Source organism: Yinghuangia soli, assembly GCF_021502675.1.
Classification (GTDB): domain Bacteria; phylum Actinomycetota; class Actinomycetes; order Streptomycetales; family Streptomycetaceae; genus Yinghuangia; species Yinghuangia soli.
The window spans coordinates 362,173-387,015 of the sequence record NZ_JAKFHA010000004.1 but is presented as its reverse complement, the minus strand read 5'-3'; the positions used below and the strand labels follow the sequence as shown (position 1 = coordinate 387,015).

26 protein-coding genes are annotated in these 24,843 nt (G+C 71.5%); 11 read left to right on the top strand and 15 right to left on the bottom strand.

Annotated features, from left to right (window positions below):
* Positions 1-2: 2 nt before the first annotated feature.
* Both LZ495_RS10735 and LZ495_RS10730 read right to left on the bottom strand, forming a co-directional pair.
* The gene (locus tag LZ495_RS10735) at positions 3-1,184 is read right to left on the bottom strand and encodes an epoxide hydrolase family protein (RefSeq protein WP_235051842.1); all 1,182 of its coding nucleotides are present in this window, start codon (positions 1,182-1,184) and stop codon (positions 3-5) included.
* Positions 1,185-1,244: 60 nt separating this feature from the next.
* A complete protein-coding gene (locus tag LZ495_RS10730; RefSeq protein WP_235051841.1) occupies positions 1,245-2,219 on the bottom strand; it encodes a helix-turn-helix transcriptional regulator in 975 nt (324 codons plus the stop codon).
* A gap of 73 nt (positions 2,220-2,292) precedes the next feature.
* Here LZ495_RS10730 and LZ495_RS10725 point away from each other — a divergent pair, with 73 nt between their 5' ends.
* Together LZ495_RS10725 and LZ495_RS10720 are read left to right on the top strand one after the other, a co-directional pair.
* Positions 2,293-2,748 (top strand): hypothetical protein, encoded by a 456-nt coding sequence (locus tag LZ495_RS10725; protein WP_235051840.1) that lies wholly within the window; start codon positions 2,293-2,295, stop codon positions 2,746-2,748.
* Between the two features lie 56 nt (positions 2,749-2,804).
* Positions 2,805-3,503: an NIPSNAP family protein gene (locus LZ495_RS10720; RefSeq protein ID WP_235051839.1), complete on the top strand. Its 699-nt coding sequence runs from the start codon at positions 2,805-2,807 to the stop codon at positions 3,501-3,503.
* Positions 3,504-3,755: 252 nt separating this feature from the next.
* Here LZ495_RS10720 and LZ495_RS10715 read toward each other — a convergent pair whose 3' ends face one another.
* Positions 3,756-4,715 (bottom strand): NADP-dependent oxidoreductase, encoded by a 960-nt coding sequence (locus LZ495_RS10715; RefSeq protein ID WP_235051838.1) that lies wholly within the window; start codon positions 4,713-4,715, stop codon positions 3,756-3,758.
* 184 nt (positions 4,716-4,899) lie between these two features.
* Here LZ495_RS10715 and LZ495_RS10710 point away from each other — a divergent pair, with 184 nt between their 5' ends.
* The gene (locus LZ495_RS10710; protein ID WP_235051837.1) at positions 4,900-5,865 is read left to right on the top strand and encodes a GlxA family transcriptional regulator; all 966 of its coding nucleotides are present in this window, start codon (positions 4,900-4,902) and stop codon (positions 5,863-5,865) included.
* Between the two features lie 448 nt (positions 5,866-6,313).
* Here LZ495_RS10710 and LZ495_RS10705 read toward each other — a convergent pair whose 3' ends face one another.
* From LZ495_RS10705 to LZ495_RS10695, 3 genes are all read right to left on the bottom strand, one after another.
* The gene (locus LZ495_RS10705) at positions 6,314-7,465 is read right to left on the bottom strand and encodes an RES family NAD+ phosphorylase (RefSeq protein WP_235051836.1); all 1,152 of its coding nucleotides are present in this window, start codon (positions 7,463-7,465) and stop codon (positions 6,314-6,316) included.
* Positions 7,466-7,739: 274 nt separating this feature from the next.
* Positions 7,740-8,162, bottom strand: coding sequence for a YjbQ family protein (locus LZ495_RS10700; RefSeq protein WP_235051835.1), 423 nt, complete (start codon positions 8,160-8,162; stop codon positions 7,740-7,742).
* Between the two features lie 171 nt (positions 8,163-8,333).
* Entirely contained in the window at positions 8,334-9,692 is a 1,359-nt protein-coding gene (locus LZ495_RS10695; protein ID WP_235051834.1) for a LacI family DNA-binding transcriptional regulator, read from the bottom strand.
* A 157-nt stretch (positions 9,693-9,849) separates the two neighbouring features.
* Here LZ495_RS10695 and LZ495_RS10690 point away from each other — a divergent pair, with 157 nt between their 5' ends.
* Positions 9,850-10,545, top strand: a complete 696-nt coding sequence (locus LZ495_RS10690; RefSeq protein ID WP_308267908.1) for an alpha/beta fold hydrolase — start codon at positions 9,850-9,852, stop codon at positions 10,543-10,545.
* A 75-nt stretch (positions 10,546-10,620) separates the two neighbouring features.
* Here the strand turns inward: LZ495_RS10690 and LZ495_RS10685 are convergent, their stop codons facing one another.
* On the bottom strand, positions 10,621-11,019 hold the full coding sequence (locus tag LZ495_RS10685; RefSeq protein WP_235051833.1) for a winged helix-turn-helix transcriptional regulator: 399 nt from the start codon (positions 11,017-11,019) through the stop codon (positions 10,621-10,623).
* Positions 11,020-11,149: 130 nt separating this feature from the next.
* Between LZ495_RS10685 and LZ495_RS10680 the strand changes: the two genes are divergently transcribed.
* Positions 11,150-12,091: an alcohol dehydrogenase catalytic domain-containing protein gene (locus LZ495_RS10680; protein WP_235051832.1), complete on the top strand. Its 942-nt coding sequence runs from the start codon at positions 11,150-11,152 to the stop codon at positions 12,089-12,091.
* 66 nt (positions 12,092-12,157) lie between these two features.
* Here LZ495_RS10680 and LZ495_RS10675 read toward each other — a convergent pair whose 3' ends face one another.
* The gene (locus tag LZ495_RS10675; protein WP_235051831.1) at positions 12,158-12,577 is read right to left on the bottom strand and encodes a RidA family protein; all 420 of its coding nucleotides are present in this window, start codon (positions 12,575-12,577) and stop codon (positions 12,158-12,160) included.
* Positions 12,578-12,663: 86 nt separating this feature from the next.
* The gene (locus LZ495_RS10670; protein ID WP_235051830.1) at positions 12,664-13,407 is read right to left on the bottom strand and encodes an IclR family transcriptional regulator; all 744 of its coding nucleotides are present in this window, start codon (positions 13,405-13,407) and stop codon (positions 12,664-12,666) included.
* Positions 13,408-13,889: 482 nt separating this feature from the next.
* On the opposite strand from LZ495_RS10670, the gene LZ495_RS44785 reads away from it, so the two are divergent.
* The 3 genes from LZ495_RS44785 (at position 13,890) to LZ495_RS10655 (ending at position 18,280) form a co-directional block, all read left to right on the top strand.
* Positions 13,890-14,324: a CU044_2847 family protein gene (locus tag LZ495_RS44785; protein WP_235051829.1), complete on the top strand. Its 435-nt coding sequence runs from the start codon at positions 13,890-13,892 to the stop codon at positions 14,322-14,324.
* 314 nt (positions 14,325-14,638) lie between these two features.
* Entirely contained in the window at positions 14,639-17,590 is a 2,952-nt protein-coding gene (locus LZ495_RS10660; RefSeq protein WP_235051828.1) for a S1 family peptidase, read from the top strand.
* Between the two features lie 60 nt (positions 17,591-17,650).
* Positions 17,651-18,280 carry an NUDIX hydrolase gene (locus LZ495_RS10655; protein ID WP_235051827.1) on the top strand — a complete coding sequence of 210 codons (630 nt, stop codon included), beginning with the start codon at positions 17,651-17,653 and terminating at the stop codon, positions 18,278-18,280.
* On the opposite strand, the gene LZ495_RS10650 is transcribed toward LZ495_RS10655, so the two are convergent.
* Positions 18,267-19,475: a hypothetical protein gene (locus LZ495_RS10650; protein WP_235051826.1), complete on the bottom strand. Its 1,209-nt coding sequence runs from the start codon at positions 19,473-19,475 to the stop codon at positions 18,267-18,269. The two genes, LZ495_RS10655 and LZ495_RS10650, sit on opposite strands and share 14 nt — an antisense overlap.
* Positions 19,476-19,654: 179 nt before the next feature.
* Positions 19,655-19,837, bottom strand: coding sequence for a hypothetical protein (locus tag LZ495_RS10645; protein WP_235051825.1), 183 nt, complete (start codon positions 19,835-19,837; stop codon positions 19,655-19,657).
* 593 nt (positions 19,838-20,430) lie between these two features.
* Between LZ495_RS10645 and LZ495_RS10640 the strand changes: the two genes are divergently transcribed.
* Positions 20,431-20,790 (top strand): MmcQ/YjbR family DNA-binding protein, encoded by a 360-nt coding sequence (locus LZ495_RS10640; protein WP_235051824.1) that lies wholly within the window; start codon positions 20,431-20,433, stop codon positions 20,788-20,790.
* A gap of 55 nt (positions 20,791-20,845) precedes the next feature.
* On the opposite strand, the gene LZ495_RS10635 is transcribed toward LZ495_RS10640, so the two are convergent.
* The 3 genes from LZ495_RS10635 to LZ495_RS10625 form a co-directional block, all read right to left on the bottom strand.
* A complete protein-coding gene (locus LZ495_RS10635; RefSeq protein ID WP_235051823.1) occupies positions 20,846-21,736 on the bottom strand; it encodes an amidohydrolase family protein in 891 nt (296 codons plus the stop codon).
* Positions 21,737-21,935: 199 nt separating this feature from the next.
* A complete protein-coding gene (locus tag LZ495_RS10630; RefSeq protein ID WP_235051822.1) occupies positions 21,936-22,382 on the bottom strand; it encodes a hypothetical protein in 447 nt (148 codons plus the stop codon).
* Between the two features lie 188 nt (positions 22,383-22,570).
* Positions 22,571-23,065, bottom strand: a complete 495-nt coding sequence (locus tag LZ495_RS10625; protein WP_235051956.1) for a winged helix-turn-helix transcriptional regulator — start codon at positions 23,063-23,065, stop codon at positions 22,571-22,573.
* A gap of 79 nt (positions 23,066-23,144) precedes the next feature.
* Here LZ495_RS10625 and LZ495_RS10620 point away from each other — a divergent pair, with 79 nt between their 5' ends.
* Positions 23,145-23,639 (top strand): PaaI family thioesterase, encoded by a 495-nt coding sequence (locus LZ495_RS10620; protein WP_235051821.1) that lies wholly within the window; start codon positions 23,145-23,147, stop codon positions 23,637-23,639.
* Between the two features lie 42 nt (positions 23,640-23,681).
* Here the strand turns inward: LZ495_RS10620 and LZ495_RS10615 are convergent, their stop codons facing one another.
* Positions 23,682-24,110: a VOC family protein gene (locus LZ495_RS10615; protein ID WP_235051820.1), complete on the bottom strand. Its 429-nt coding sequence runs from the start codon at positions 24,108-24,110 to the stop codon at positions 23,682-23,684.
* A 222-nt stretch (positions 24,111-24,332) separates the two neighbouring features.
* Here LZ495_RS10615 and LZ495_RS10610 point away from each other — a divergent pair, with 222 nt between their 5' ends.
* Positions 24,333-24,791 (top strand): DinB family protein, encoded by a 459-nt coding sequence (locus LZ495_RS10610; protein ID WP_235051955.1) that lies wholly within the window; start codon positions 24,333-24,335, stop codon positions 24,789-24,791.
* Positions 24,792-24,843: the final 52 nt, after the last annotated feature.

Genomic DNA, 24,843 nt, shown 5'->3' with positions numbered 1-24,843 from the left:
GGTCAGCGGACCAGGCGGAAGAAGCGGCGTACCTCCTCGACGAACAGCTGCGGCTGCTCGAAGGCCGCGAAGTGCCCGCCGCGGTCGAGTTCGTTCCAGTAGCGCAGGTCGGTGAAGCGCTTCTCGGCCCAGCGCCGCGAGGCCCGGATGATCTCGTGCGGGAAGATCGAGCAGCCGGTGGGCGTGCCGACCGGCGCGAGGTCGGGCTCGCGGAAGCTCTCCCAGTACAGCCGGGCCGACGACGCGCCCGTGCCGGTCAGCCAGTACAGCGTGATGTTGTCGAGCATCTGGTCCCGGGTCAGGGCGTTCTCGGGGTGTCCGTCGCAGTCCGTCCACTCCTGGAACTTCTCGGCTATCCAGGCCAGTTGCCCGCTCGGGGAATCGGCGAGGCCGTACCCGAGGGTCTGCGGGCGGGTGGACTGGATCTTGGAGTAGCCGGTGCCCCACTCGCGGTGGTGCGCGAGGCGGGCCAGCGACTGCTGCTCGACGGGCGTCAGGTCCGCGAACGTCTCCGGGTCGGGCGGTGCGACCGGCATGTTGAGATGGATGCCGACGACGTGCTCGCCGCCCGCGCGGGCGGTGGCCACCGACACCATGGAGCCCCAGTCGCCGCCCTGCGCGCCGTAGCGGTCGTAGCCGAGCCGGTCCATGAGCACCGCCCAGGCCCGCCCGGTGCGTTCCACACTCCACCCGGCGGTGTCCGGCTTGTCGCTGAACCCGTAGCCGGGCAGCGACGGGCACACCACATGGAACGCGTCCGACGCGTCGCCGCCGTGCGCGGTCGGGTCGGTCAGCGGGCCGACCACGTCCAGGAACTCCACGACCGACCCGGGCCAGCCGTGCGTGAGCACCAGCGGCAGGGCGTCCGGGTGCGGCGAGCGGGCGTGCAGGAAGTGGATGCCGAGTCCGTCGATCTCGGTGCGGAAGTGCGGGTACGCGGACAACCGCGCCTCGGCCTTGCGCCAGTCGTACTCCTCGGCCCAGTACCGGGCCAGTTCCCGCACGTAGCCCAGCGGCGCGCCCTGCGACCAGTCGTCCACCGGCTCCGCCTCCGGCCACCGCGTACGGGCCAGCCGCTCGCGCAGGTCGGTAAGCGCCGCCTCGGGCACCTCGATGCGGAACGGGCTGACGGCGGCCGGCGCGCTGTCCGCGGACGGGTCCGCGGCGGAGGACGAGGAGTTCATGCACGCACGGTAGCGGCGGCGCGCCGCGGAAAACAGGGCCAAAAACCGGGCCCGGGAGCGCTACAGGTACCGCACGGCCAGGGTGCGGACCGTCTCGGCGATCCGGTCGCGGAGTTCCGGCGGGCCGAGGACGTCGACGTCGGTGCCGAGGCGCAGGAACTCGGCGTGGGCGTGCTCGACGGACTCGATCGGGACGCGGGCCCGGGTCCAGCCGTCCGGGTCGGGCCCGCCCGCCGCCGCGAGGGCGTGCGCGACGGCGTCGCCGAGGTGCGCGGCGGCGCGTTCCACGCCGCGCCGGGTCAGCCGGATCTCGGCCTCGCCGGTGTGCAGCCGGGCGTGGAAGTCGGCCAGGTAGCCGCGCCAGTGCGCGGCCAGGTCGAAGCCCTCGGCAGGCTCGAACACCTCGTCCAGGACCGTCAGGTCGAGGATCTGGTCGACCCGGAAGGTGCGGACCGAGCGGCCCGGGTCGGCGGCCGCGACCAGGTACCAGCGGCCGGCCTTGAGGACCAGGCCGTACGGCTCCAGGCGCCGGTCCACGTCAGTCGGTTCCTTCCAGCGCCGGTACCGCACCGCGAGCACGCGGCGCTCCCAGACCGCATTGGCGACCGCGGTCAGGTACGGCGTGGGGTCGGTGCTGCCGTACCAGGTGGGGGCGTCGAGCAAGAACCGCTCCTGGATGCGCGCCGCGTGGGTGCGCATCTGGACGGGCAGCGCGGCGCGCAGTTTCAGCTGGGCGGCCGCCAGCACCTCGCCGAGGCCGAGTTCCGCGGCGGGCCCGGGGAGGCCGGCCAGGAACACGGCCTGGGCCTCGTCGGCAGTGAGCCCGGTCAGGCGGGTGCGGTAGCCGTCCACCAGGCGGTAGCCGCCCGCATGCCCGGCCTCCCCGTACAGCGGGACGCCCGCGGCGGCGAGCTGCTCGACGTCGCGGTACACGGTGCGGACCGATACCTGGAGCTCGTCGGCGAGCTGGCGCGCGGTCAGGTGCCCGCGGTCCTGCAGGAGCAGGAGCAGGGAGACGAGTCGGCCGGCGCGCATGCCGGAGATTATCCGAGGTCCGCCGAAGTCTGCTGACAGAAGGTGTCAGTGGACCCTCTCTAGCGTGCCGGTCATGGATGATTTCGACTTTCTGCACGGCACCTGGGACGTCGCGAACCGCAAGCTCGTGACCCTCTTCGACGGGTGCACGGAGTGGGACGAGTTCCCGGCGCGCTCGGTGGTGCGCCCGCTCCTCGACGGCCTCGGCAACCTCGACGAGATGTCGGTGCCGACCCGCGGCTGGGCGGGCGCGACGCTGCGGCTGTTCGACCTGGAGCACAAGACGTGGTCCATCTACTGGTGCTCCAGCCGCAGCGGCCGGCTGGAGCCGCCGGTGGTGGGCGGCTTCGAGGCCGGCGTCGGGGCGTTCCAGGGCGACGACGCGCACGAGGGGCGGCCGATCAAGGTCCGCTTCGCCTGGCACGTGCTGGGCGCCGACCACGCTCGCTGGGAGCAGCGCTTCTCCGCGGACGCGGGCGAGACGTGGGAGCTCAACTGGGTCATGGACTACCACCGGGTCGCGCAGTGAGCGCGGCGCGGGGCGGGAACGGGAACGGGGTGGACGAGGTGGACGGGGTGGATGCGATGGACGCAGTGGACGCAGTGGACGGGGCGGAGGCAGCGGGCGTCGTGGACGTGGTGGAGCTGCGGCAGTACACGCTGCACCCCGGCACCCGCGACACGCTGATCGAGTTGTTCGAGCGCGAGTTCGTGACCGGCCAGGAGGACTGCGGCATCCGGGTCGGACCGCGCTTCCGCGACCTGGACGGCACGGACCGCTTCGTGTGGCTGCGGGCGTTCTCGGACATGGACGTGCGCAAGAAGTCGCTGACCGACTTCTACGACGGTCCGGTCTGGGCGCAGCACCGCGACGAGGCCAACGCCACGATGATCGACTCGGACGACGTCCTGCTGCTGCGCGGTACGCAGCCGCAGGTGCCGGACGGGGCGGAGCTGGTCGTCGCGACGATCGTCTACCCGGTCGACCCGGACGAGTTCGAGGCGGCGTTCGAACTGCGCATCAGGCCGGTGCTGGCGAGCACGGGGACGCCGCCGCTGGCCGCGCTGCGGACCACCCGGGCGGTCAACAACTTCCCGCGGCTGCCGGTGCGTACGGAGGCGGACGCGTTCGTGTGGTTCACCGCGCACGAACGCGTGGACGAGGACCCATGGGTCGCCTCGCGCGAGGCCCGGGCGTACTTCGCGGACACGGCGGACCTGCGCCGTGAGACTCAGACGTTCCGCCTGGCACCGGTCCAAGGCGAAGCCGGCTCCGCGCTCTGACACGGGGACGGCGCAACAGGGCTCCGGAACGGCCGCGGGCCGGGACGGGTGGAGCGGGGCCGCGCGGGTGGCCCGGACCGCTGGGCAGCGAGCACTGCCGCATCCTGCGGTCCTCCGGCCGCCCGCGCAGCCCCGGCCGCGGGGGAGCCGGGGCTGCGCGGCGGTCGCGTTGCTGCGGGAGGGCGGTATCGGGCGGGGCTGCTGCCGAGGCTCCCTGTCCCGTCGCGCCTTCCCCCACACGCCCCTGGCCCGTCACGCGCTGAGTCGGCACGCCGCGCGGTGGGTCACCGTCAGCACGATCTTCCCTGCCACGCGGCCGCCTTGGCCGATCTCGTGGGCCTTGGCCGCCTCCTCGAACGGCAGTACCGTCTCCACCGCGACCCGCAGGCGGCCCGACTCGACCAGCGCGGTGATCTCCTGCAGGCCCGCGCGGTCCGGTTCGACGATCACGAACTGCGCCCGCTTGCCCTGCTGTTCGGCCACCTCCGCCAGCGCGGCCTCGGCCGGGGAGGCGAGCGAGACCACGATCCCGCCCGGGCGCAGCGTACGCAGCGAGCGCGGCCCGTACTCGCCGCCAATGGTGTCCAGCACCACGTCGATGTCGCGGACCGCCTCGGCGAAGTCGGCCGCGGTGTAGTCGATCACCTCGTCGGCGCCAAGGCCGTGCAGGAACGCGTGCTTGGCGGCCCGCGCGGTGCCGATCACGTACGCGCCGCGCGCCTTGGCGATCTGCACGGCCAGGTGGCCCACCCCGCCCGCCGCAGCGTGCACGAGGACGCGCTGCCCGGGCTGCACGTCGGCGGCGTCGACCAGGGCCTGCCAGGCGGTCAGCGCGGCGAGCGGCAGCGCGGCCGCCTCGACGTGGTCCAGGCCGGCCGGCTTGCGGGCCAGGTGGCGGGCCGGGGAGACGACGTACTCGGCGTACGTCCCGGCGGCCTGCGGCAGCCGCGGCATGCCGTACACCTCGTCGCCGGGCCGGAAGGCCGAGACGCCCAGGCCGACCGCCTCGACGACGCCGGAGACGTCCCAGCCGAGCCGTACCGGGGTGTCGCCGAGCAGGCCGCCGGTCTGGCGGTGCCAGTAATCGGTCGGGTTCACCCCGGCGGCGTGCACGCGGACGAGGACCTCGGAGATGCCGGGCTCGGGACGCTCGGTCTCGACGACCTTGAGTACCTCGGGGCCGCCGAAAACGTCCTGGGCGATGGCGCGCATGTGTCTTCTCCTCCACTGGGCCGGCGTGCGGGCCGGCAAGTCGTCTCGCGGGTGCGGGCGCCGGCTCGGGACCGGCTGTCCGGGGCGGGGCCGGGCGGCTCCCGCTTGCTCACGTGATCGACTCTGCCCGGCGGCGGTCCGCGCATCGAGTGGCCCGATGGCCAAGATGTGCAAGGATCCGGCCATGCATCGTGTCGTGGTCCTGGCCCTCGAAGGCGTCTATCCGTTCGAACTGAGCATCCCCGTGCGCATCTTCGGCACCGCCGAGGACGACCGCGGCAAGCCCCTGTACGAGGTGCTGACCTGCAGCCTCGACGGCGGCCCGGTGCGCACCAGCGCCGACTTCTCGGTCTCCGTCGAGCACTCCGCACAACTGCTGGCGACCGCGGACACCCTCGTCATCCCGCCGTTCGCGTGCGGGCCGGGCGAGGACGGCGAACGCGACTGGCTGCCGCAGCCGCTCGCCGACGCACTCGCTCTCCTTCGCCCGGGCACCCGCATCGTGTCGATCTGCACGGCGTCGTACGTGCTGGCCGCCGCGGGCCTGCTCGACGGCCGCCGCGCCACCACGCATTGGAACGAAGCCCCGCACTTCCAGCGGATGTTCCCGGCCATCGAGGTCGATCCGGGGGTGCTGTTCATCGACGAGGGCGACGTGCTGACCGCGGCAGGCGTGGCGGCCGGCATCGACCTGTGCATGCACCTGATCCGGCGCGACCACGGCACCCGGGCGGCCAACCATGTCGCCCGGCGCTGCGTGGTGCCGCCGTGGCGCGAGGGCGGCCAGGCGCAGTTCATCGAACGCCCGGTGCCGGAGCCGTCCGACGCCGGCACCGCGGCCACCCGCGCCTGGGCCCTCGGCGAGCTGCACCGGCCGCTGACACTGGCCGAGTTGGCGGCGCACGCCCGGATGAGCGTGCGGACGTTCACGCGCCGGTTCCGCGACGAGGTGGGGCTGACGCCGGGCCAGTGGCTGGTGCAGCAGCGCGTCGACCATGCGCGGCGGCTGCTGGAGACCACGGACCTGTCGGTGGACCGGATCGCGGGCGAGGCCGGATTCGGCACGGCGGCGTCGCTGCGGCAGCACATGACGGCATCGATCGGGGTGTCGCCGTCGGCGTACCGGAGCACGTTCCGCACGGCTGCCTGAGCGGCCCCCGCTGCGACGACTGCGGTTGCGGCTGCGGTTGCGGCTGCGGCTGCGGCGGACACGGAAGCGAACCGTCCCGGGCCCGGCCGGCGGCGGGCCCCGCCGCGGGTGTGCCGCACGAGATCGACCAGGCCGGCGAGGAGTCCGGTAGGGGAACCCCGGCGTTTCTCACTGCGGCACGGCTGCGGCCCGCCGCCGGCGGCCATGCGGATCGCGCATGACCCGTGGGTGGGATCGTCGCCGTCGACGAGGATGGGATCGGCTTCCACCACGTCGCCGGACTCGGCGAGGCTGTGCAGGAGCCTCGCCAGTCCGTCGACCGGCCCGATCATCACCATGTTCCACCCGCCCACGGATGGTCTAACGACGATCCCTTCGGCGGGTTATGCCCAGATTCCAAGTCCGCTTCGTCAACTTTTGCCAAGCATGGCGAGCGGGCGCCGGACCATCACTCGGCGGCAAGCCGGACCGTCTCGGGATCGAGCACCAGGCGCAGGCGCCCGCCGTCCGCTTCCGGGCCGGCGAGGCGGGCGTCGTCCGGCGCCACGCAGTCCTCGGCGCCCACATCGAGCACCACGCACACCCCTCCGGTGCGCACCGAGCGGTACGCCAGGCCGTCGATCCGCTGCCCCGGGTCCCAGGCGTGCAGCAGGAACTCGGTGACGACCTGGGTCGGCACGTAGTCGATCTCGACGTACCGCGGGCTGACTTCCTGGCCCAGGTCGGCGACGAAGTCGTGCAGGAACGCCACGCAGCGCCGCAGGTGCCCCTGCTGCGGGTCGAACGGCGACGGCACCGGCGGCAGGTCGGTGAAGTCGACGATGCGGGCCGGACGCGACACCCGGAACGCACCGAGCGTCATCTCCGTCCCGGCACCGCGCTCCCCCACGGCCTCCTGGTACGCCGTGTCCGCGGAGTCGGCGGCGTAGAACATCGGGATCCCGGCCGGGTTCATACGGTTCGAGCGGGTGCTGAGCCCCACCGGCAGGGTGCCGAGCGCGGCCGCGCTGCCGACGTCCGCTCCGGCCGGGTGGACGCGGGCCCGCCACAGCGGTTCGTCCGGGGCCAGGGTCCGGACCAGCCCGAGGTCGGCGATGATCGCGCCGATCTCGCGCAGGATCAGCGCGGGCGGGATCTCCCCGGCGCGCAGCACCTCGGCGTCGGCGACCGCGGTGCGCTTCCAGAACACGTAGCGGATGCGGTGCCGGACGATGTGGCTGAAGCTCTGCCAACTGCTCATCAGCGCGACGTCCCGCGGGACCGCGCCCGCATCGCGGCGTACCCAGGCATGGTTGCCGAGGGCCCGCACGACGGCCCCGGACAGACCTGGACCGGTCAGGGCACCGGCGAAGGGCCCGGCAAGCAGGTCCGCAGTGCCGTGCGCATCCGCCGAACGGGTGGCACCCGCCTCGCCGTTCGCCGCGTCACGGTAGTCGCGGCGGACGCCTTCCGTGAACGCGGCAACAAGCACCTCGAGGGCCGCCGCATCGACCCGACCGCAGAAACTGCACCGCACCCCCGGCACGACCGCCTTCCGCAGAACCGCGGCCAACCCCGGATCCCCGACGCAGCGCACGCAGACGAACTCACCGGAAGACATGGGTCCCGCACCGGGCAGAGACGGCATGCGCGCAGGTCATGTGCCCATTGTCGATGGCGATCAGCCCCCGCGCACCCGCAGCCCGCGCCACGGATCGCGCGCTTCGACCACCAACGCGCGAAGGCTTCCGACCGCTGGTCGCAGCCGAAATCGGGCCGCCGCGAACGCCGCCCGCGCCGACGAGATTCGCGTACCGCCACCCTGGCACCGGGTAGCGGCGGACCAGCTCACGCAGTTTTGCGGGAGCGCGGGGGGCGGGAGCGCGGGGCAGGGGTCAGCCGAGGAAGGAGAGGCGGACCTGGCGGTTCGGGTTGTCGCGGTTGGTGTCGACCAGGACGACCGATTGCCAGGTGCCCAGTTCGAGGCTGCCGCCGAGGACGGGCAGGGTCGCGTGCGGGGGTACGAACGCCGGGAGGACGTGGTCGCGGCCGTGGCCCGCGCTGCCGTGGCGGTGCCGCCAGCGGTCGTCGGCGGGGAGCAGGTCGCGCAGCGCGGCCAACAAGTCCTCGTCGCTGCCCGCGCCGGTCTCGATGACGGCGAGGCCCGCGGTGGCGTGCGGGGTGAAGACGTTGAGCAGGCCGTCGCGGCCCGGGGCCGCCTCGCGCAGGAACGCGTCGATGTCGGCGGTCAGGTCGTACACCGTCTCGGTCGTGCCGGTGCGGATGTCGAGGACCCGGGTGGTGAATGCGTCGGCCATGGGGACATCTTCTCGTGGCACCGGGCGGCGCCGGGGTGTTGCGCCGGCGCCGCCCGGTCGTGTCGTCCCGCTGTGCGGTCCGTGCGGTGCGGTCCGTGCGGTGCGGTCCGTGCGGTGCGGTCCGTGCGGTGCGGTCCGTGCGGTGCGGTCCGTACCGCCCGCGGCGGGCGGTCAGGCCGAGTCGCGGCCGCGGAAGGTCGGGTGCCAGATGGTCAGGCGCTCGCCGTCGGTGCGCGGGGCTTCCTTGACCGCGTCGGCGATGCGCTGCGCGATGCGCGCCATCGGCACCGAGAACGTGAAGCCGACCGAGGTGAGCCGCGGGCGGACCATCTCGCACAGCGGCAGGTCGTCGGTGCCGACCAGGGCGATCTCGTCGGGGACCCGGATGCCCGCGTCGTGCAGCGCGCCGAGCAGGAGGGCGCCGTACTCGTCGTTGTAGCCGAACACCGCGTCGGGGCGGTCCCCGGGCGGCCAGGAGGCGACCACGCGGGCGGCGTCGGCGGGGGTTTCGGCCATCTCCACGACCCGCACGCGGACCGGGTGCGGTGCGGCGGCCACGGCCTCCTCGACGCCGGCCAGGCGCCCGCGGCCGAGGGCCGCGAGGCCGGCGCCGGAGGCGTGCTCCTCGTACGGCACGATCACCGCGATGTCGCGGCGCCCGGACGCGATGAAGTGTTCGGCGGCGACGAACCCGGCCCGGTCCGTCTCGCCGACCAGGACCAGCGACGTGCCGGGCAGTTCGTCGGTGCCCCAGCCGAGCGCGACGACGGAAATGCCGCGTGCGGTCAGGTAGCCGGTCGATTCCGGGGTGAGGCGCGCGGGCATCACGATGACCGCGGCCGGGCGCAGCGCGGCCCAGGAGCGGGCCGCCGCCACGGGGTTCGCATCCGGGTCGCCGTAGGTGATGAGGGTGTGGCCGAGCTTGTGGAGTTCGCGGGCCAGGCCGTCGACGAAGTCGGTGAGCAGCCGGCCGAACGGGATCGTGTACGTCGGCAGCACGATGAGGTCGGTGCGGCCGCGGCGCAGCGAACGGGCGTCGGAGCGCGGCTCGTACCCGAGTTCGCGGGCGATGTCGCGGACCCGGCGCCGGGTCTCCTCGGGGATCCGGGCGTCCGCGGTGTCGTTCATCGCGTACGAGACGGTCGCCCGGGAGACGCCCGCGATGCGGACCACGTCGGCACCGGTGATGGGGACGGACAGCGGCGGGTGCGCGGCGCCGAGGGCCGCGGAGCGCACGTCGGCGGCGGTGACGGCCGGTTCCTCGGGCGTTCTGCGCGCCGCAGTCTTGGCCGCGGTCTTGCCCGGGCTCTTGGCCGCACTCTTGGCCGTGTTCTTGCCTGCGGCCTTCGCCGGTGCCTTGACCGGGGCCTTCGCGTTGTTCCGGGCCGTGGTCTTCGCCGCCGCGCGGGGCTTTCCGCCCGCCGCAGGTCCGGCTGCCGCGGTGGCCGCCTCGGTGGCGCGCCGTCCTCCGGTCTTCTTCGGTGACGTGTCCGCCGCCTGGTCGCCGGCCCCGCCCGTCGGTTCGCTCATGGACAGATTCTGGCAGGTCACGGGCCTATTGGGCGGGAAGGGCCCGGCGCGCCGCTTAATCGTGTCAACAAACCGGCGTAGGATGCCCGGCAAGAAGGACTGCTGAATCGAATCAGCGGTGCCGCGTGTACCTCCGGGACACGGTCGAAGGGAGCGCATGATGCGCCTGTTCACGCACGAACGCGGCGACGGCGAGAAGCTCGCCCTGCTCATCCACGGCGGCATGTCGGACCACCGCACCTGGCATGCGATCGAGGACGACCTGGTCGGCCGCGGCTACCGCGTCGTCTCCTGCGACCTGCGCGGCCACGGGCAGAGCCCGCACGGCGCGTACCACCCCGACCTGCTGGCCGACGATCTGGTGGAGTCCCTGCCGGCCGGCGCCGACCTGGCGATCGGGCACTCGATGGGCGCGCTGTCGCTCTCGCTCGCCGCCGCCCGCCTGGCCCCGGCCCGTGCGGTGTACTCCGAGCCCGGCTTCATGCTCGGCCGGCTCCCCGCCGGTTCCGGCGACTTCATGCTGGCCATGGTGGACAGCGCCACCGAGGAGTCGGTCCGCGCGATGAACCCGCTGTGGTCCGACAAGGACATCGAGACCGAGATAGCCGGCTTCGCCTTGTTCGACCGGGACTTCCTCAAGTCCGTCGGCGAATTCCCGGGCGACTACCTGCCCACCGAGCCGGTCGTGCCGAGCCTCGTGCAGCTGGCCGAGCAGAGCCTGTGCATCACGCCCGAGGACGCGGCCGCGCTCGCCGAGCGCGGCTTCGAGGTGCGGACGGTGCCGGGGACCGGGCACTGCGTGCACCGCGACTCGGTCGAGGGCTTCATGGCCTCGCTGGACGGCTGGGTCTGAGCCGTCCCGTCCGAGCCGTCCCGTCCGAGCCGTCCCGCCTGGGCCGTCCGCGCGGCAACCTGACGGGCGCGGGTCTCACTCGCGCCCGTCGTACTCCTCGCGGGCGGCCTCGATGCCGTCCATGTTCTCCTCGGCCCACTGCTTGATGACGCCGATCAGGCCGACGAGGCTCTTCCCCACCGCGGTCAGCGCGTAGTCGACGCGCACCGGCACCGCGGGGGTGACCGTGCGGGCGACGAGGCCGTCGCGTTCGAGGGCGCGCAGCGTCTGGGTGAGCATCTTCTCGCTGGCCCCGGGGACCGCGCGCCCGACCTCGGCGTACCGCAGCGGCCCGCCGGCGAGGGCGACGAGCACCAGCGAGACCCACTTGTCGCCGATCCGGTCCAGGACCCGGCGCGACGGGCAGGCGGCCAGGTACGCGTCGTACGCGATCCGCTCCTCGGCACGGCGCTGGGCCGCCGTCATGGTCGCCACCGCGCACCTCCGGCTCCGGTACGCACTTCTTGGTACGTACTACCCCTCGGAGAGTACTCGCCTCAGGGTGGTGGTGCGGGTTCCGCCCGCGCTCCCCCACCGGCCTCCCCTTTCCGAGGAGTACTTCGCCATGCGCGCACTCGTGTCCCGTCCTGATGCTGCCGGCGGGTTCGCCCTGGAACTGGCCGAACTCGCCCTGCCCGAACCGGGCCCCGGCCAGGTCCGCGTCCGCGTGGCCGCGGCCGCGGTCAATCCGGTGGACCTGGCCACCGCGTCCGGCGCATTGGCCGCAGGCGGCCTGCATCCGCCGCGCGAGCGCATCGGGTTGGGATGGGATGTGGCCGGGGTCGTCGACGCGGTCGGGGCCGGCGTCCCGTACGCCGTGGGCGATGCGGTGGTCGGGATCGCCGACCTCCTCGACGTCGACAGCGGTACGCACGCCGAGTACGTCGTGCTCGGCCTCGGCCAGGTGGCCGCGGCGCCGGCCGGCGTCGACCCGGTCGCGGCGGCCACCCTGCCGCTCAACGCCCTGACCGCCGAACAGGCCCTGGACCGGCTGGACTTGCCCGCCGGAGCAACCCTCCTGGTCACCGGCGCGGCGGGCGGGGTGGGCGGCTTCGCGGTCGAACTCGCCGTCCGGCGAGGCCTGCGCGTGGCCGGCACCGCAACGGCTGCGGACGAGGCGCTGGTCCGCGGGCTGGGCGCGGAGTGGTTCGTGCCGCGCGAGGTGCCGCGGCTCGCGTCCGCGGTCCGGGAAGCCGTGCCGGGCGGGGTGGACGGGGCGCTGGACGCAGCGGTGCTCGGCGGCGCCGCGGTGCTGGGCGCGGTACGCAACCGCGGGGCGTACACGGTGCTCGGCCCGGTACCGGCCGTGCCGCTGCGCGGCATCGCGACGAGCAACACGTGGATCACCGCGGACGGGCCGCAACTGGCGGCGCTGGCCGGGGTCGCCGCGCAGGGCGGGCTGACGCTGCGGGTGGCCGGGACGTACCCGCTGGCCGAGGCGGAGGAGGCGTACCGGCGGCTGGCCGCGGGCGGGCTGCGCGGGCGGCTGGTGCTGATCCCCGGCTGACACCGCGACCGGAGTCCGCGGCCGCCCGCAACACTGCGCCGGCGGCCGCGGGCTCCGAGCCGGGCCTCAGACCGAAGCGAGCGCGTCGATCTCGACGAGCATGACCTCGTGCGGGAGTTCGACGAACACCGTGGTCCGGCACGGCAGGACGCCGCTCGGGCAGTTCTCCTTGATGAACTCGCCGTACACCTCGTTCATGGCGCCGAAGTCCTCGCGCTTGGTGAGGTAGACGCGGAACATGATGACGTCCTCGACGCTCGCGCCGCCCGCGATGAGGATCGCCTTGACGTTCTCCAGCGTCCGGCGGGTCTGCGCCTTCACGTCCCCCTCGTGCAGGTACGCGCCGGTCGCCGGGTCCTGCGGACCCTGGCCGGACACCTGCAGCAGCGGGCCCTTGCGGATGCCCTGGGAGAACACCCAGGCGGGTGCCGGGGCGCCGTCGGTCAGGACGGCGGTCTTCTCGGTCGTCGGCGGCTGCTCGCTCATCGGGTACTCGGTTCCTCTCGTGCGGTGCGGTACTGCGTGTGGTTCACGTGCCTGTGCTTCAGGGGCGCGGGGTTCATGGGCCGCGGTCAGCCGGTGTGGCCGCAGTCCCGGGAGACCGCGCGGGCGGTCTCGACGAGCCGGGGCAGCAGTTCGAGGACCTGCTCGCGGCTCAGGACGACGTCCGGCACGGACAGCGACACCGCGGCGGCGACGCGGCCGCTCGCCTCGCGGATCGGGGCCGCGATGCAGGTCATGAACGTCTCGTGCTCGGCGTCGTCGAGGGCGTGGCCGCGATCGGCGACCCGGTCGAGCTCGGCGAGCAGTTCGTCCGCGCTGCCGATCGTGTTGGGGGTGTAGCGGGTGTACGCGATGCGGTCGGCCACCGCGCGGCGTTCGGCGGGCGGCAGCCCGGCCAGCAGGACCTTCGCGATCGCGGTGGCGTGCAGCGGCATCGGCAGGCCGACCCGCGAGTACATGCGGATGCTGTGCCGCGACTCGTGCTTGTCCAGGTAGACGGCCTCGCCGCCCTCGTAGACGCCCAGGTGCACGGTCTGCCCGGTGGCCTGGTTGAGCCGGGCCAGGTGGGGTGCCGCGTACCCGAGGATCTCGCGCTGCTCGAGTGCGGCATGCGAGAGGGCGAACAGCCGGGCGCCGAGGTGGAAGCGGTGGTTGGCGTCGCGATGCACGAAGGCGTCGTCCTCGAGGGTGCGCAGCAACCGCAGGACGGTGGTCTTGTGCACGCCGAGCTCGGCGGCGAGCTGGTCCAGGGAGCGCGGGCCTTCACCCAGTTCGATGAGGATGCGCAGGGCCCGGCCGACACTCTGGCTCATCCGCGCTGCGCCCCCGTCTCGGTCTCCGGCCTGCTCGCCCGGCGGTCCCGGTCGTGTGCCCCGCCGCTGCCGAATGCTAGAGACCTGAAGCATTCTGCGCAATGCGCGTTGCACATGATGCAACGTGGCTCGAGTCGAGCTCCTGGATGACGTCGGCCGGCCCCGGCCTGCGGGTCGCGAGTGCGGGCCCGGGCGGTGGTCCCGGTGGCGTCGGCGTGGGGCCGGACCGGTCGATCGTGCGCTCCAGTGAAAACGCTCCCCTTGGACCTGCCGCCACTCTCTCTCGTGACGAAGGACTGAATTCGGGCTCCGGCCTGCACCAACAGCGCGTCCCAGTCGGCCCGGTCACCACGACCACATTCCCTCGCCCACGCAACAAATGGGGAGGTTTCGAAAAGCACAGCGAACGCTCGCCTGCGGCCCACCACACTGGTACGTGTGCCGGTTGGCACCGCTGTAGGGCAGCAGGCAAAGGGGGCGGCGTGTCAGACATCGTCGAGGTTGAGACACCCGATGGGGCCACCATTTGGGTTCGCATAGCAGGAGCAGACAGCGGTCCGCGTGACACCGCGTTCGGACGTTCCCGGTATCGGCTGACGGATCTCCCGCAGACTCTGCGTTCCGTGGTCGGCAGTGTGCGCACCGGCCTGGAAGCTGTGGCGCCGGACGAGGTCGTCTTGGAGTTCTCCATCGAACTCACGGTGAAGACAGGCGTGTTGGTCACCGCACTCGCGGCGGGCAGCGAGGGGGCGGCGGCACTGAAGATCACGGCCACCTGGAACAAGAGTCGGATCGAGGGGGGCGACCCTCGATTCCCCCAGTTCCCCGGCGCGCCAGCCGAGTTGCCGGCCCAGCAGGCGGGGCAGCCGACACTGACACGACCGACGGACGACGAACGACTGTCGCCTTCCTCATGACATGGCGGGGGCTGGTGTCCGCAGGAAGCTGGACGCGCAGGGCTTGAGGTGGTGGGCGAGATCGTGCCGCATGTCGGCTTTGATCTGTGTCGGATTCGTCCCGTGGTACGAGGTGCGCGCCTGCCTGTGGCCGTTGTCCTTGTCGGCGGCCCGATATCTGTGGGCACCGTCCTAACGAGGTGTCAGCGCTCCATCGCAGTGGCTACGGGGGTACCGGGCCGTCGCATCTTCCGACGGGGACTCCAATCGGTCCTGCGCGGTTGCGTGGCGCGTGCTGGTGGTTTTCGTTACATCGGCGGCCGCAGGACGCACTGGTGAGCGCCGCCCATGAGCAGCGGTCACGTCGCGTGGACCTGGCCCGTCTCGCAGGGGGCCAAGTTGTCCAGGTCTGGTCGAACACCGAATTCCGCGGAACGGGGTTCCTGGTTTCGGCTGAGACCGTACTCTCGTGTGCCCACGTCGTCGTCGGGTCCGTGCCGTTCCATGTTCGGACGGTCGACGGCCGCATGATTCCTGTCGAGGTGGCCAGGGCCTTTCCCGCTCGCCATGACGGGGGCCTGTTGTATCCGTTCCCCGATCTGGCTGCTCTCAGGCTGACTGAGCCGTTGGATGGGCTGGGCGTGTGGCTCGACGACGCCGATCCTGCGCCGGGAGACGAGGTCGTGGTGCACGGTTTCAGCGCTACGACGCCGGACACCGGTATCCATCCGGACACGTTGCGGCTGTCGGTGGTGGGGGTCAGCGGCAGATTCCTCCGCCTTCAGGGTGATCAAGTTGTCGGAGGGTTCAGCGGCGGCCCGGTTCTGAACATCGGCACCGGGCGGATCTGCGGTGTCCTAAAGGCGTCGCGGGAGGAGAGCGGCTCGCTGGGCGGCTGGTTGGTCCCCCTTGAAGCTGTCCGCGACTGTCTGCCGCGGGTGGTCGAACGCAATGCGGACGCACATGTGCCGGGTACTCCCTGGCGCAACGTCGCTTCGGGGGTACATGCGAGGCAAGTTCGTTTGTTCGGTCGCGGACGGTCTGCCGGAGCGGACGGGTTGACACCTGCGCAGTACCTTTCTCGGCACGTCCTGACGTTCTTTCCACGTCCCGAACTGGAACAGTTGGAGCAATGGTGTAATAGCGAGTCCGACTGGCTGCTGCGGCTGCTGCACGCTCCTGGCGGTTCCGGTAAGACCCGCCTTGCCACCGAACTGTGCACGCGAATGCGGCGGTCCGGCTGGTTGGCCGGGTTTTGGAACGAAGACAAGGAAAACGACAGGCTGGAGGAACTCAACTCCGCTCTTACAGCACGCATTCCGGCTCTTGTGGTCGTGGACTACGCCCAGGCCCGGATGGACGATGTCGTCGCACTGACCCAGTCCGTCGCGCAGTGCGGCCCTGTCCGGCCGCGCCTGCGTGTTCTTCTACTGGGACGTTCCGACCGTCCCCTGTGGCACGCACTGACCACTCGCCTGGGGGATTTGCTACCCCCCGGCTCGGCTGTCGAGTCACTGCCGCGCGTTATCGACACGCAAGGCACCGGGGGCGAATTCTCCGTGACAGCAGCGTTTACTCAGTTCGCGAAAATGCGGGGCCGTCCCGGGATGATCCCTCCCGGGGCGCTGCTGTCGCACGCGGCGCATCAGGACTCGCTGCTTGGTATCCTCGCCCTTGCTCTGGATGCGGTCCTGACCGAGGAACGCGGCGGCTTCTGGCAGCCCAGCGACGACCCTTTGGAAGCTGTCTGCGCACACGAACTCCGTGTTTGCCAGGAGAAGCTGACGGCGCATATGCCCGGCGACACGGAGTTCACTGGTCCAAGCGGAACAGAGCGCTCGGCCGGCCTGCTCCTGATCGCGACACTCGCGCCGGGAATAAGCCCCAGGAAACTCGCAGCCCTGCTTGGGCGCGTCCATGCCGGAGCGTTCGGTGGGACCCGAACACCGAATCTCCACGGGTTCGTGGCGTGTCTGCAAGAGCTGCACCCGGCCCTTGGGGGCGGGATCGCGCCGTTGGAGCCTGATCGGCTGGCGGAGGCACTGACCCGGCGGGTCTTCGCCTCGCCTGAGGCTTCGGGCGATGCCGACGGCTACCTATCCGCGGTCCTCGGGGCGCGCCCGGGCCAGGACGACGCCGGGCGAGTCGCCGCTGCGGTCGAGACGGTGGAGGCGCTCGCCCGGGCTCGAGGGTGCACGGTAGTTGGGCGTATCGACCATCACGACAGCTATCCGGTTCTCGACTCGGCCCTCGAGACGGCGATCGCGTCCTCCCCGGCCGTGCTGCTGCCCGCCTTGGTGACGAGCATCGGTGTGCTGCCGAATGCGGAGCCCCTCGCCCGGCTGATGGTGCCGGTGCTGGAATGTTGCGCGGAGTCGCTGCTCGAGGCATTGGAACCCTTGCTGCCCGATTACCCGTCGAGCATGTCCGCAGTGTCGGAGATCGTGCTTCGGCGGCTGCTCGCCGCGTCGGGGTCTCTCCTCGACGAGCCCGCCCAGTTCCGCAGGCTTCGACGCCTCTCGGCATATGGCCTCAGAGTCCTGGACCTAGGAGACGTGGAAACGGCGGTCGACGCCGCCCGCACTGCGGCGGCATTGGCCGGGAGCCTGGTCGAACGCTCGGACAGCTACGCAGCGGACTATGCAGCGGCGCTGAGCAGATTGAGTTTTCTGCTGGAACGGTCGGGCAGCGAGGCGGAGGCGTTGCGCTACAGCCACCAGGCGATCGACCTGTACGACGGTCTCTTGGAGGAGCCGGACGGGCGCCGTCACACCCTGGTTGCCGCGGCGGCGCTGAGCCGACTCGCCGAGCTGAGGATTTTGAACGGACAGGTCCACTCGGCGACAGCCGACGCGGCTCGCAGCGTGATGCTGTGCCGGACGGCGCCACCCAGCGTGCGGCAGGAAGACACTCTCCTGGCGTGTCTGGAGATGCTCGCGGTGTGCCAGCAACGCACGGGCGCGTTGGCCGACGCGGTCGCCAGCGACGAAGAAGCGATCGCCCGGCTCCGCGAGCTGGCACTTCACCAACCGGGCCGTTATCTCGACCGCCTGCCGGACGGCCTGTATCGGCAGGCTTCTGGACTCTTGATGGCGAACCGGCTCCGCGACGGATACATTGCGCTGCGTGAGGCGGCCGTCCTCGCAGCGTCACTTGCCGGCTGGGACGACACACGCCCTGGAAAACGACGGATGTGGATGAATGCGCTCATCAAACTGTCCGGCGAGATAGCTGAGTTCGTCGGCGAACAGGCCGATTGGCGGGAGCGGTTGGCGGCCGCACCTTGAACATGTGGTGCCGTTCACGTTCACGCGGTCCTGCGGAACGACGAATGCACGGGAGGAAGCATGAGGACGGTCGATGATTCGAACCAGGAGCCACCCCCGATTGCCCGGACTCGTGCCGTCGAGGTGTTCGGCAACCGCTTCGGACGCCTCTTCAACGATGAGACAGTGTCGCCAAGCGGCTCCCCGGGCAACTACCTGCGTTGGCAGTGGTCGACTTCGGGCGTGGTCGTGGTCCCGAGTGGACCCGCCGGGGTAGCGCTGGTGCCGATGTACCGATATGCACTGGGAACGGCGTCGCTGGAGTTCCCTCGCGGCGCACGCGATCCCGGCGAGCAGGCGCATGAGACGGCCGTACGCGAACTACGCGAGGAGGCCGGGCTCGTGGCGACGTCGGTGCACGAAGTCGGGATGCTGCATCCGGAAACCGGGCTTATCGAGACCCCCGTCCACGTGTACCGCGCGATCGTGGACCCGTCGCAGTCGGTCGCGGCGCAACCGGAGACGATGGAGTCGGTGTGCAACCCGATCTGGGTTCCCTGGGGCGACCTGGGCTCCTGGCTGCGAGCGGGCCGTATCACGTGCGGAGTGACCCTGGCCGCCCTCACGCTGGCCGTCGCTGCGAGGCACATCGATACTGCCTACCCGACAGACCAGCCGCCGGAATCCGAATCGGGTCTCATGCAGCCGTGACCAAGCGGTCGCGCGTGTCCACCGCCTTCGTCTCGGTCGGCGAACCGTCGGCCTCATCCGGTACCGGAGCTCCCGCTACCCGATAGGCCAGCGCGGCCCGGGCGGAGGTCTTCTCCCAGTTGGCCTCCAGAGCTGCCGCCAGCCGCCCGCTCCCGAGGTCCTCTTCAAGGCGCAGCCGCATGAGTCGGCGGCGGCCCTGCAACCGGTCCCACGGAGTCCCACCGACGCCGCGGAAGACGGCGTCGAACACCTCACTCATCAGGGCCGCAAATTCTTCGGCGGCCGAGCGCAGGACGTCCACATCGGACGGCAGGCCACATCGGATTTTGCGGAACTCCCCGACCAGGGCGTCCCGCGCAGGCTCCTCAGCCAACCCGAAGAACGCCTCCGCCGGCAACTTGGCCAGCAGGTGATTGTCCAGCAGAACCCCTGGAAGGCCGTTCACCTCGAGGACCGTACGGACTCTCGCGGCCGGCATGATGTCCGAGTGTTGCCGAGCCTTGGCGACGCCTGCCTCGAGTGCCTTGGGCAGCGCCCGCTGATACGACGCACTGGTCTGCAACTCGATCTGCCGCAGCGCCGCGGACAGGTCAAAGGACGCCGTGTGGGACGTCGCGTAAGTCGACATCCAGTCGCGCAACGCCTTGTACAGCAAGACCGGCTGCTCTTCCGCCCACTGCGACGCCGCTTCGTACACCGCCAAGCGGGCCGGGTTCGGCGTCTCCGACCGGACTGCTTCGAGCCGCTCCAGGACACCCGCTTTGAACGCGCCCTCGACCTCGGCACGGTCCCAGAAGACCGCGTGTGTGTCCGTCATGGTCTCAAGCAACTCCGCGTACGACGCGTCCGGCACATTCTCGACCCCCCGTGCCGCGTGCTCATCCCGAATCAGGCGGAGCGTCTGCCCGGCCCGGCGTGCAATCCGCAGGTTCCCATGCTGCAGGAGCCGCGCGATGTCCCGGGGAACAGAGACCTCTCCTGCGGGCAGCGCTTCCTCCAAAGAGACCAACCGCCGGAAGTAGGGGTTGTTCAGGCTCTGCGAATCCCCGATGATCAGGCTGCCGGAAAACAGCGCATGCAGGATCAGACACGATCGCAGGTCCGCCGAACTCTTAGCTGCACCACGCGCGTGCGGCTCAGCGTCCGCCAGATAGACAACCTCAAGGGCGCCGGACTCCGTGGTTTTCTCGATCATCGCATGCCCCCCAGCATTCGACGTGATGAATAGATCCTAACCCTCCGGGACTCCCCGAAAGCATGAATTGCCTTTTCAATGAGAGAACTTGGCGCCGTGCCGGGTAACGCGGGGCAGACCCCCGCTCTGGCTCCGCAGCTCGGGCTTACCGCGGTCCCGTATACACCCGGCGTCCTGTGTCAGCCGAAGACAGGGATGCCCAAGAGCTGGGCCAGCAGCAGGATCAGGCCGACTGCAATCATCAGAACGAACACCGTCTCGGCGCAGCCGACAGCGAACCCGAGGGTGTTGCCGATGAATCGTGCAATGGGCCTGCCCACCACCAACGCAAGGATCACGACGACAACGAGTGAGGCGTTCATGAGGCGCTGACAGAGGATCGTGGCAGTCCAGCCGGTGTACGTCCGTGGTGGCCATTTCGACCTGCGTTGTCCAGCGGACTGGAGCGCTTACCGCCCATGATTGCCTCCTTGTTGCACGGGGCTCACTTGACAAGGTAGCTATCCCGTCACGGCGCGAGTAGGGCGCGCAGGGAGCGCCTTCGCGATCGCACGGAGCCGATTGCCAGTCCTATGGTCGGGGGATGGGAACGAGGATCTGGCGGGGTCGGTCGGGAACGGGTGGCGGTGCCGACTGGCGAATGCCGCGGATACGCCAAGGTCCGACGCAGTCGCCCACGCGGCTTCCCCGCCGGCCGCTGCCCCGATCACTTTCGGACTGTTCTCCATTCGCGCAGCCGCTTCAGGAAGCGCCGGTCAGCCACCCGGTACTCGGCGATGAGCGCGCCTGCGCGAACCGTGGTCCAATGCCTCGCCGGGGTCGACTGGTTCGCCGCGCTCCGCGGGGTAACGCGCCGCCAGGTCCAACGACACGTCGACTGTCCGGCTGCGGTTGTCCAGGCGGGCGCATAGCGTGGGCGAGGATTGGTCTAGTTCGCGTGGTGACGGAGGAACCGATGGCGACGACCCCCGACGACGTTCGCCGCGAGGCGCTTGCGCTGCCGGAGACGGCGGAGAAACTCGCGTGGGGGGCGCCGACGTTCCGGGTGCGGGACAAGATCTTCGCGGCGCTGGCCGAGGACGACGCCTCGGTGGCGTTCCGCTGCCCGAAGGAGGACCGGGCCGAGCTGATCGCGGCCGAGCCGGAGAAGTTCTTCATGCGGCATGGGCACGACGACAACTACAACTGGATCCGGGCCCACTTGGCCGCGGTCGAGGACGCCGACGAGCTGCGCGCGATGCTCACGGACTCGTGGCGGATGACGGCGCCGAAGCGGGTCGTCAAGGCGTTCGACGAGGCGGCGGCCGAGGGCTGAGCCGGGCACCTCCCCTACGACTCCCCTACGACCGGGGCGGCCGGCAGGGCTCGGGTCAGGCCGGTAGGGCGAAGACGCGGGCGGCGTTGTCGTGACATACCGCGCGGAGCCAGTCCGCGCCCAGGCCGAGGCGTTCGAGCGCGGTCAGCGCGTCGAGGTACGGGTACGGGATGTTCGGGAAGTCGCTGCCGAGCAGAACCCGGTCGCCCAGGTCCGCGAGGCGGGGCAGTTCGGCGCGGGGGAACGGCGATGCGGCCTCGGTGAAGTCGGTGAAGGCCATCGTGGTGTCCAGCAGCACGCCGGGGTACTGCTCGGCGAGGTCGAGGAATTCGGCGTACTCGGGCAGGCCCATGTGCGCCACGATCAGCTTGAGCCGCGGGTGCCGGGCGAGGAGGCGGGCGATGGGCTCGGGGCCGGTGTGCTTGCCGGGCACCGGGCCGGAGCCGCAGTGCGTCACGACGGGGACGCCGGCGTCGGCGAGCAGCCCCCACACCGGGTCGAGCAGGTCGTCGTTGGGGTCGTACGCGCCGACCTGCAGGTGCGCCTTGAACACGCGGGCGCCGTCCTCGACGGCCTGGGCGGTGTAGGCGGCCGCGGCGGGTTCCGGGAAGAACGTCGCGGTGTGCAGGCAGTCGGGCGTGCGGGCCGCGAAGTCCGCCGCCCAGGCGTTGAGCCAGGCGGCCATCTCGGGCTTGTGCGGATAGAGCATGGCGGTGAAGCGGCGTACCCCGAACGCCCGGAGCACCTCGACCCGGTGGTCTTCCTCGGTGCGGTACGCGATCGGCCAGGCGCGGCCGGTGAGCGGGCCCGCGGCGTCGAAGTACGCCCAGACCTTGTCGAGGACCTGGCGCGGCATGAAGTGCGTATGCACGTCGATCAGTCCGGGCAGACCGAGGGCCTGCCAGAAGCCGGCCACCCGGGCGTCGCTGGGCTCGGTCGCGATCATCCGGACATCGTGGCACACCGTGCGCGGCGGCTACGCCGCGCTGCACGACATACTCGACCGGAGCCGCTGCTTCGAGTCCGCGAAGCGTGCGCACATCGATGCGGTGGTCCGACCGACGTGCACACGTCCGGCGGACCGGACGGCCGGTGCTTCACCGATGCGGTGTCTTGGCCGGGACTTCACGGGCCCGGCGTACCGCTCAGCACTTCAGCGTGGTGCGGGTCGCGCTCACGGTGCTGCTCAGCGCCTCCAGCGGCTTCTTCAGCGCGTCCACGGTCTGGTTGACGGTCGAGTCGCCGGAGAGCGAGTCGAAGACCGACTTCACCGCGTCGCCGGCGGTCTTGACCGCGGAGCTGAGGGCGGAGCTGACGTCGCCGGTGTTGCCGGCGAGGTTCGACAGGTCGGTGGCAATTGTGTCGACCGCGGCCTTGACCTCGTCCTTGCTGGTGTCGGCCGGGTCCGCGGTCTTCAGCTTGTCGACGTCGGTCTTGAGCTTGTCGAGGTCGGCGCACGCGGCGTTGGCCGCGGCGCTGGCCGACTTGGAGGCCGCGACCTCGGGGGATTCCTTGTCGTCCGAACACCCGGACGCCACCGCGAGTGCGGTGGCGCAGGCGAGAACCGCCACGATCCGACGCTGCTTGCCCATGCCGAACTGCCCTGCTTTCCCGCGGATTGCGAGGATGGCGACATTTTCGTCCAACCTCACACGCCACAGGAGTCTCGGCAACCGGGGCGGGCCGACCGGGTGCCCGCCGCACTGCCCGCCGCACTCCTCCCGGGACCGTGCGGCAGTCGTGCGCAGACCGCTCGGCGGTCGCGCGGCCACCGTTCCGGCTACCCGGCGCGGCCGGCGCCGGAGCGCTCGGTGAGGGGCCGGGCCGCCGGGCCGGGCGTGGCGACCGCGTCCCGGCTGGTCAACGCGCCGTGGCCGGCCGCGCATTCGGCGACGAGGCGGACCGGCGCGCCGCAGTCGCGGTGCCGGACCTCCATCATCAGGCCGCGCGGGTCGCCCGCGTGCGTCTCGCCGAAGTGCTTGAGGGCGAGCAGCACCGGCCACAGGTCCCAGCCCTTGGGGGTGAGCAGGTATTCGAGCCGGGCGCGGCTGCCCGCGTCCCGGTAGGGGCGGGTCTCCAGGACGCCGTGCCCGACGAGTTTGCGGAGCCGGTCGGCGAGGACCGCGTCGGACAGGCCGACGTGCCGGCGGAAGTCGTCGAAGCGGCGCACCCCGTTGGCGGCGTCGCGCACGATGAGCAGCGACCACTTCTCGCCGACCAGATCGAGGGTGTGCGCGATCGGGCAGTTCTCGGGGTCGGTGTCCAACCACTGCAGGGCCATGGGGGTAGTCTAGTCCCCTGGCTCTGTTTTTCAGAGTCATCCGGCGCCGGCAGCACGAGCGGGAGGCACGCACATGGGACGGACGCGGACGATCGAGTGGGAAGACCCGGCGGCCACCGCCGCGACGGCGGCATCGATGGCGGGCCTGGACTTCCTGCGCGCGATGATCGCCGGCACGTACCCGCCCCCGCCGATCGCCGAGACGCTCGGCTTCACCCTCGACGAAGTGGAGCACGGGTACGCGGTGTTCTCGCTGGTGCCGGGCGAGGAGCACTACAACCCGATCGGCAGCGTGCACGGCGGCGTCTACGCCACGCTGCTCGACTCCGCCGCGGGCTGCGCGGTGCACACGACGCTCGCGCACGGCGTGGGATACACCTCGCTGGACCTGAACACGAAGTTCCTGCGCCCGGTCACGATGGACTCGGGGCGGATCCGCGCGGTGGGCAAGGTGCTCAGCGCGGGGCGGCGCACCGCCCTGGCGGAGGCGCAACTGCTGGACGAGCGCGGGAAGTTGCTGGCGCACGCGACGAGCAGCTGCCTGATCTTCCCGCTGCCGGGGGCGTGAGCCCGGGCCGCGCCGGCCGCCGGGGCGTGGGCCGGCGCCCGGTCAGTCGATGCAGAACTCGTGGCCCTCGATGTCCTGCATGGCGATGCAGGAGTCGTGGCCGTCGTAGAGCAGCTGCACGCGGACCGCGCCGAGCGGGACCAGGCGCGCGCACTCGGCTTCGAGCGCGGCCAGGCGCTCCTCCCCCACGAGCCCGGTGCCGACCCGCACGTCGAGGTGCACGCGGTTCTTGACGACCTTGCCTTCGGGGACGCGCTGGAAGAACAGGCGCGGGCCGACGCCGGTGGGGTCGGTGCAGGCGCTCCACGAGTCGCGCTCCTCGGGCGGCCGGGACTCCTCGTACGTCTCCCAGGTCGCGAACCCGGACGGCGGCGGAGCCAATTCGTAGCCGAGGACCTCGCACCAGAAGGCGGACAGGCGCCGGGGCGCGGCGCAGTCGAAGGTGACCTGGAACTGCTTGACCGATGCCATCGGCGCACCGTACCAGGCACCTCGGCGCGTGCCCAGGACCAAGATCCGTTCGCGCGGACGGACTCGCGCGGCACCCGCACGGCACCCCGCGACACCGCCCGGCGCCGTTCGGGATCGGACCGCGCCGGTGCCCGCGCGGCCGCCCCTGCCGGACTAGAGTCGCTCGGCGTGACTACCGAAGACGACCGCGTCGGCCCGCCCCTGACCGGCGGCGAGCGCGAGATGCTGCGCGCATTCCTCGACTACCACCGCGCCACGCTCGCCATGAAGTGCGCGGGCCTGGACACCGAGGAGATGCGGAAGCGCTCGATGCCGCCGTCCACGCTGACGCTGCTCGGGCTGGTCCGGCACATGGCCGAGGTCGAACGCAACTGGTTCCGCCGCGTGATCGCCGGCGAGGACGTCCCGATGCTGTGGTCCGACAAGGGCGACTTCCAGGACGCCTACGACCCGGAAGGCTCCACCCGCGACGAGGCGTTCGCCGCCTGGGAGCACGAGGTCGCGCAGTCCCGCCGCATCGAGCAGGCCGCCGAGTCCCTCGACGTGACCGCGTACGTGCCCAAGTGGGAGAGCGACGTCTCGCTGCGCCTGGTGATGCTCCACATGATCCTCGAGTACGCCCGCCACAACGGCCACGCCGACTTCCTGCGCGAGGGCATCGACGGCATCGTGGGCGCGTGAAGCCGTCGCCCGGGGCTGTCGGCGACAGGCCCCGGGCGGCCGGCTGCACGGC